Raw genomic sequence first — 7,147 nt, forward strand, 5'->3', positions numbered from 1 at the left:
GCCGGCACCAGGTTCTTGGCCCAGTGCAAGTGGCCCAGCATGTCGAGCATGGGTTCGCACTGGCTACAAATGAATCCGCTGGCGATGACCAGCAGCGGAATGTAGTTCTTGCTCCGCACCGCCGCCCTGATCGCCCACGGCAGCGCAAAGACGACCGCGGCCGCGCCGGCGACGAAGAAGAACGTGATCTGGGCCGGGGCGCTGGCGATGAAGTCACCGGGGCTGGGCTTGATGTTGGGCGGCCAACCCTCGTGGCCGACCAGCGGCCACCAACTCAGACTCTGCATCGAACTCATCGGTTGAGAACCTTTCTGCCCGTTGATGCCTCGTATTGGTATTGAGGTGCGGTTTGCCGGCGCCAGCGACGACGGCAACCCCCTCCGGCAGGCGTGGACAGCTCAGCCTAACATCTTGTTCAGACAACGTGTATACCCTTTTTGAAGAATGGTTAGATTCTTCTGGTGGGATACGGTGACATGCGCAGATCGCAGGTAAGGTTTCGGCGATGACCGACACGACGCGGCGAACGGTCGGTCGGCGACAAGCGGTCGGTCGGCGGCGCGTGGTCGACACCGACAGCGCATCGGCCGCGGATAGCATCTTCGCGGCCACCGCGCGCCTGTTGGCGCGGCAATCGTTCGCTGAGATCAGCGTCGCGCAGATCCTCACCGAGGCCAAAGTGTCCAGGGCAACCTTCTACTTCTACTTCGCCTCGAAGTTTTCCGTGCTCAGCGGCCTGCTCGAGCGCGCCATGGACGACATCTTCGTGACGGTGCAACCGTTCCTGGCCCGATCCGGCGAGGACTCGCCGACGGTTGCCCTGCAGCGCAGCATCCGGGCTGTCACGCAAGCCTGGCATCGTCACCGCCCGGTGTTACAGGCGGCCAATCATCACTGGCACTCCGAGCCAGAGCTGCGCGATCTGTGGTTGGCCATCGCCGAACGCTTCATCGCCGCCGGTGCTGTCGAGATCGAACGCGAACGCGCGGCGGGGATGATCACCTCGCCAGTGCCGGGCAGGACGCTCGCGTCAACCCTGTTCTGGGGCACCGAACGGGTGCTCTACATCGCCGGGCTGGGTGTCGAACCGAGTCTCGCCGATGAGGAGGCCGCTGTCGACGTGTTGGTCTCCATGTGGCGAGGCACCCTCTACGCGCCGTGATGAGCCGGTCGCCGGCTCTCCGCCGGCGTGACGCTTCGAAATGCTCACTGCCGCAACGGCAGCGGCAGTGTTTCTGCGCCGTCGGACAGGGAGTCACGCCGGCGCACGTTGTCAGCGCCGCGGGGATGGACAACTTGCGGCCACCAGAACCAGCGGCCCAGCAACGCAGCGATCGAAGGCATGAATAACGTACGGACAACAAGTGTGTCGAGCAGCAGACCCAAGGCGATTGTGGCACCCATCTGGGCGACAATTCGATCGTCGCTGCCGAGCATGGCGGCCATGGTGAAGGCGAACACCAGGCCGGCAGAAGTGACGACCGTGCCCGTGCCGGCCATCGACCGGATGATTCCCGTCTTGAGTCCAGCGTGGATCTCATGACCGATTCGATGGACCAACAGCAAGTTGTAGTCGGATCCGACAGCTAACAAAATGATGACCGCGAAAAGCATGACGGAAAAGTGCAGCCTGATACCGAAGAGGTCCTGCCAGATGAGCACGGAGAGTCCGATGGACGCCGCTATTGAGCTCGCGGCGGTGCCGACGATAACCAACGCGGCGACGAGGCTTCGCGTCAGCACCAGCATGATCGCGAAGATCAGGGTGAGCGAGGCCACCGCGGTGATCATGAGGTCGTAGGTATTGCCGTCGTGCATGTCCTTATAGGTCGCGGCGGTACCGCCGAGATAGATTCTGGCGTCCGCCAAGGAGGATTGCTTCAGGCCCTGCTGTGCCGCGGTTCGCTCCGCATCAACGCGCCCGATGCCTTCCGGGGTCGCGGGATCGCCCTGATGGGTAATGAAGAACCGCGCCGATTTGCCGTCCGGCGACAAGAACATCTTCAGGCCCCGCTTGAACTCCGCGTTATCGAAAGCCTCGGGGGGCAGATAGAAGAAATCATCGTTTCTCGCGGCATCGAAACTGTGCCCCATGGCGATGCCGGTGTCGCTCATGGCCTCCATCTGGTTGATCATCGCCTGAAAGGTGCTGTGCATCGTCAGTGTCAATCCACGAGTGCGGTTCATGCTGGCCAGCATCGGCGGCAACAGCTCGGCCGTTTCGCGCGTGAGCGAGGCCGTACGCTTTATGTCATCGGTCAGACCGTGCAGCTTCTCATCGACCTGATCGACCCCGTCGAGGCCATCAAATATGGACCGAAGTGACCAGCAGACGGGGATGTCGAAGCAGTGCTTATCCCAGTACAAATAGCTGCGGATCGGCCGCCAGAAATCGTCGAAATCCGCGATATGATCGCGTAATTCATCGGTGATGGCCGTCGCGTCTTCGGTGTCACGGGCAGTGTCGTGCGTCGCGTCGGACAGTTGACTTGTGAGGTCGTACAGCCGTTGCAGGTAGTCGATCGTGACCTGCTGCTCGTCGGCCAACTTCAGCATGTCGGCCATCCGTTCTTTTAAAAACGCCATATTCTGCATCGTCGTTTGGCTTTGCATGCTGTTCAGAAACGGCATCGAGCTATGCTCGATCGGAATCCCCAGGGGGCGGGTGATGTCTTGCACCATCACAATGCCCTCGACGTGGAGCACATTTTTCGCCACCTTATCCAGCACCAGCATGTCGGCGGGGTTGCGCATGTCATGGTCGGCCTCGACCATCAGCAGGTCGGGATTCAGCTGCCCTTCCGAAAAATGCCGCTGCGCGGCCGTATACCCGAGATTGCCCGGAGTGCTGTCCGGTAAGTAGTAGCGCTCGCTGTACAGCGTCTTGTATCCGGGCAAGGCGATCATGCCGATCAGAACGGCCACCGCACTCACGGCCAGAATTGGTGCGGGCCAACGCACGACGGCAGTACCGACCCGTCGCCACAGTCGACCCGGACGCGCCCCCTTGGATTCCAAAAGGCCGAATCGGCTGCTCACAACAAGAACGGCCGGCCCTAGGGTGAGCGCAGCGGCCACGACAACAAGCATGCCTATTGCGACCGGAACCCCCATCGTGGTGAACCAGGGCAGCCGGGTAAAGCTCAGGCAAAACGCCGCCCCGGCGATCGTCAGACCCGAACCCAACACCACGGGAGTGACACCGTGAAAAGTGCTGTAGTAAGCAGTCTCGCGATCCTCCCCGGTCGCGCGTGCCTCTCGGTAACGTCCGATAAGGAATATCCCGTAATCGGTTCCAGCCGCGATGGCCAACATCGTCAGCAAAGACGTCGCGAATACCGCGAGCTCGAGCAGCCCGTAATTGCCGAGCACCGCGATGACACCCCGAGACACCGCCAATTCGATCAGGGTCATGAAAAGCTGAATCAGTGTGGTGCTGATCGAGCGGTAGACCAGAAACAACATGATCGCGATCGCACCAAGGGTGAACGCGGTAATTTTGTTTAGGCTCGCGTTGCCGATCATGTACTCGTCGTAGCTGTGCGCCGTTGAGCCGGTGACGTAGGCCGTCACCCCTGGCGGCGACGGTGTCCGATCCACGACTTCGCGGACCGCTTCGACGGATTCGTTCGCCAACGTCGTGCCCTGCGCACCGGCGAGGTTCAAGAACACATAGGCGCCCTTGGCATCGGCGCTTTGGACTCCCGCCGCCGTTAACCGATCGCCCCAGAAGTTCTGAATGTGCTGCACATGCCGGGGATCTTGCTCCAGTTGATGGATAATGCTGTCGTAGTAGCGGTGCGCCGCCTGGCCGAGTTCCTGCTGGCCTTCCAGGATGACCGTGACCGTACTGTTGGAATCGAATTCCTTGAAGTTCTTGCCCAAGCGCATCATTGCTTGCATCGACGGCGCATCCATGGGGGCCATCGGTGCGGCATGCCGCTCGCCAACCACTTCCAACTGGGGCGCGACGACGTTCACGAGGACGGTCAGCGCGATCCAGCTAATAATGATCGGCACCGCAAACCAACGGATCAGGCGGGGCACGATGGGTCGCCTGGCATCCATCGATGTCACGCTCGTCCCGGACTTCACTATCCGACCCCGGTGCTCCAGAGTTGTTGGCATCCAACGCTGTGACGTGCGCGGACGAATTGTTGTGGCATCGCTTCGAGCTGTCCCGGCGATCGCATCGATTTAAGCAAGGTTAAAAACACGGTGGGTGGTTTCTACCACAGGTCCTCCGGCACGGTCTAGCTTTCGGCCAACCCGCTAGCAAACTCAGAACTAACCCGGGGCTTTTACGGCCGGCTCCAGGATCTCCACCAGGCCGGCATCGCCGTCCACGCGGATCAGCTGGCCGTCCCGAATCCGCCTGCTCCCGAATTCGGTGCCGCATACGCACGGGATGCCGAGTTCGCGCGCCACAATCGGCCCGTGACTCAGCAAGCCTCCGTAATCGGTCACAACGCCGCCGGCCACCAGGAACAACGCGACCCAGCTGGGGTCGGTGGTCTCGCAAACCAGAATGTCGCCCTCGTCCAGCTCGGTGGTCACCGGATCGAGGACCACCCGCGCCCGGCCGGTCACCACGCCAGGACTGGCGGCGACCCCCGTCATGGTGGTGGCCTCGCAATCTGCGGGAAGATCTTGGACCGAAACGATTTGCGGCCGACCAGCCCATGCTTTGGGCAATCGATGTGACTGGCGGTCCGCGAATTGCTCACGCCGACTTGATATCTCGCCGAGTTCGTCGCTCAGGCAGCCGCTGCGCAGGGCGTCGTAGGTGAGGTGAAATACGTCATCGCGTTGCGACAGTGATCCCGCCGCCACCAGCTCCGCACCGAGTCGTCGTACACAAGCTCGGGCCACGTCAAATGTCATCAGGTAGCCCGCTTTACCCTGCTCGCGCAGCGCCAAAAAGCGCGCCGCCATCCGCATCGTCACGCCTAGTACTAGCCGCTGCAACCTGGGTGCGGCGGCCATCACACGCGCCATTGCTTGCCGCCGCGCCGTGAGCTGTTGGGCGCTGCGCCGCTGCGGAGCCCGCGGATCGCCCGCGTCGATCGACCGGTAGTCGTCCAGCCGTGCCAAAACCGGCGACGGGTCCTCGCGCCACGACACGCCGGAAAGCTGACCCTCGTCACGTCCGTGATAGCCGTGGCGATCGGTAAAGTCGCCCAACGTAATCCGGTCCTGTGCCAGCGCCCAAAGATCGGCGGCCACCTGATTCTCATCGGCGCCAACGCCGGAGAGCACCGCGGTTTCCAGCTCCGACAGATCAAGCCTGGTTAGTGCCGCGCTGACCTGTTCGGCCAGTCCCGAGCTGACCAACGCCACCACCAGATGCAAGAGCATGATCTTCTCGAACCGCTCCCGCGCATCACTGAGCAATGCCAGACATCCGGCCCGGTCCAGTGCCTCGACACTCGCCAGCGCGCCGAGCCGCCAGGAGCGCAGGCCGACGGCCATCCGATCGTGGACCCGGGGCAGGGTGGCTACCAGCAGCGGCGCCTTAGCGGCGATCGCCGGATAACGGCGCCGCGAATTGTGGTCAACGGTCTCGGGCCGGACATAACCGAACAATTGCTGCTCAACCGCGGACGCCGAGGTTCCCGGCATCAGGCCGGCGAATTCGCGGAATTTGTCGATGTTGGCCGCGGCCCGGCCGTCGAACACCGTAAAGCACATGTCTTCGGCGTGGTCGGGGAGATATATCCGGCGGGCTTTGAACACTCCCATCCGGACAAACATCTTCCGGAACGCCATCTCCAGCGGCTCTTCGATGAAGGTGTAGCCCAATGTGGAGAAGACCCCAGGGAAGGCCTCGGCGACGTTGCCCGTCGTCCACGTCACCGTCGGATCGATCTCGGGATTGTCCAGCCGCTGCGCAACGACACGTCGGTGACTCATCGCTCACCCGATCAGAACACTCGGTGCAGGATGCCCTGCTCGAAAAATCCTGCACCGGCGATGTTTTCGCTGTCGAGCGTCATGAAGTCGTCATAGGTGCCAAACGATGGCCCCTCGGAGTCGGCCCCCATCGGCACGAAAAAGCCAGCCAGCCTTGACGAGAACGTGACCAGCCGGGTGCCGCCCTCGGCGTCGCGCAGCCGGGCCAGCCGGAACTGCCCGGCGGCATTGCGCCCAAACGTCACGTCTGTGATGGTGCGTGATCGGTCCGCATCGATGAGAAATCCGTCCGATCGCAGTGTGCCGTCGGCACCCAGGAACTTCATCACGGTGATGAAGGTGTCGCCGATGACCGCCACCAGCCCCGCGTATTCGATCCATTGCGCGGATTCGTCACGGTAACCCCAAGTGCGATCCCGCATCCCGAGCGCCTGCACCGGCGACGCGACGCCGTCGAGTACCAGCGTGCCGGTCATCGCGCAGGCCTGCTGGAAATGTTGCAGGGGTTTTCCCGGTACCAGCTCGGGGACCACTCCGCCCACCGCGTAGTCAGCCGCCACGAACAGTGGGGTGTTGACCAGATCGGCCCGCAACCGTGGATGCCGCACCGCTATCACGCCGCTGAGCCCAAAGTCGATCGACTGGCTGGCGAAGCTGCCCGGCGCCAGGTCCTCGATGATCTCCAAGACTTTGCCCCGGACCGAGACACTGCACCGGGCCCGCCGCGCCCCGGTTCCGTTGGGCGACGTGGAGACGTGGAAGCTGCCGAAAACCTCGTTCGCAGTGTCCCAAAATGACAGGTAGGCATTGTCTTTCCATACCGGGTCGGCAGGTCCCGCGGCGTCGGGGTGGATGGGTTCGGCCAAAGCTCCCCAGGTCTCGGTGAGGTCGGTGACGGTCATGGGCGTGCTACTCCTATTCGTTGCAGGATCTCCACGGTGCCCGCGGCGCCGTCGATGCGTATCAAATCGCCGGTGTGCAGTGCGGTGGTACCGCGGCCAGTGTTCATGACGCACGGAATACCGAGTTCGCGCGCGACTACGGCTGCGTGGCTCATCATGCCGCCGATATCGACGACGAGCCCGCTGGCCAAAAACATCAGCGACACCCAGGACGGATCGGTGGTGTGCGCGACGAGAACGTCACCGTCCTCGATGTCGGCATCGGAGGGTTGGTCGACCACCACGGCGCGGCCCTCGACGACGCCTCCGGAGGCGCCCACGCCGGCCAGCGT

At 62.8% G+C, this 7,147-nt stretch carries 5 protein-coding genes and 1 pseudogene; 1 reads left to right on the forward strand and 5 read right to left on the reverse strand.

Annotated elements, in window-relative coordinates; translation table 11 throughout:
- Positions 1-287: pseudogene (locus WAN02_RS19745) on the reverse strand (hypothetical protein); the annotation flags it as partial.
- 218 nt (positions 288-505) lie between these two features.
- On the opposite strand from WAN02_RS19745, the gene WAN02_RS19750 reads away from it, so the two are divergent.
- Entirely contained in the window at positions 506-1,162 is a 657-nt protein-coding gene (locus WAN02_RS19750) for a TetR/AcrR family transcriptional regulator (RefSeq protein ID WP_422265925.1), read from the forward strand.
- A gap of 44 nt (positions 1,163-1,206) precedes the next feature.
- On the opposite strand, the gene WAN02_RS19755 is transcribed toward WAN02_RS19750, so the two are convergent.
- From WAN02_RS19755 to WAN02_RS19770, 4 genes are all read right to left on the reverse strand, one after another.
- Complete coding sequence (locus WAN02_RS19755) at positions 1,207-4,068, reverse strand: RND family transporter (protein ID WP_422265926.1); 2,862 nt, start codon at positions 4,066-4,068, stop codon at positions 1,207-1,209.
- A gap of 219 nt (positions 4,069-4,287) precedes the next feature.
- Positions 4,288-5,913 (reverse strand): PEP-utilizing enzyme, encoded by a 1,626-nt coding sequence (locus WAN02_RS19760; protein WP_422265927.1) that lies wholly within the window; start codon positions 5,911-5,913, stop codon positions 4,288-4,290.
- 11 nt (positions 5,914-5,924) lie between these two features.
- Complete coding sequence (locus WAN02_RS19765; protein ID WP_422265928.1) at positions 5,925-6,815, reverse strand: hypothetical protein; 891 nt, start codon at positions 6,813-6,815, stop codon at positions 5,925-5,927.
- A partial coding sequence (locus WAN02_RS19770) for a PEP-utilizing enzyme (protein WP_422265929.1) occupies positions 6,812-7,147 on the reverse strand: 336 nt, incomplete at its 5' end. The genes WAN02_RS19770 and WAN02_RS19765, both read right to left, overlap by 4 nt.

Source organism: Mycobacterium sp., from assembly GCF_049281135.1.
Taxonomy (GTDB): Bacteria; Actinomycetota; Actinomycetes; order Mycobacteriales; family Mycobacteriaceae; genus Mycobacterium.

Coding starts and splice junctions, on each gene's coding strand:
- WAN02_RS19765 (WP_422265928.1), bottom strand. CDS start 6,815: ATGACCGTCACCGACCTCACCGAGACCTGGGGAGCTTTGGCCGAACCC.
- WAN02_RS19760 (WP_422265927.1), bottom strand. CDS start 5,913: ATGAGTCACCGACGTGTCGTTGCGCAGCGGCTGGACAATCCCGAGATC.
- WAN02_RS19750 (WP_422265925.1), top strand. CDS start 506: ATGACCGACACGACGCGGCGAACGGTCGGTCGGCGACAAGCGGTCGGT.
- WAN02_RS19755 (WP_422265926.1), bottom strand. CDS start 4,068: ATGGATGCCAGGCGACCCATCGTGCCCCGCCTGATCCGTTGGTTTGCG.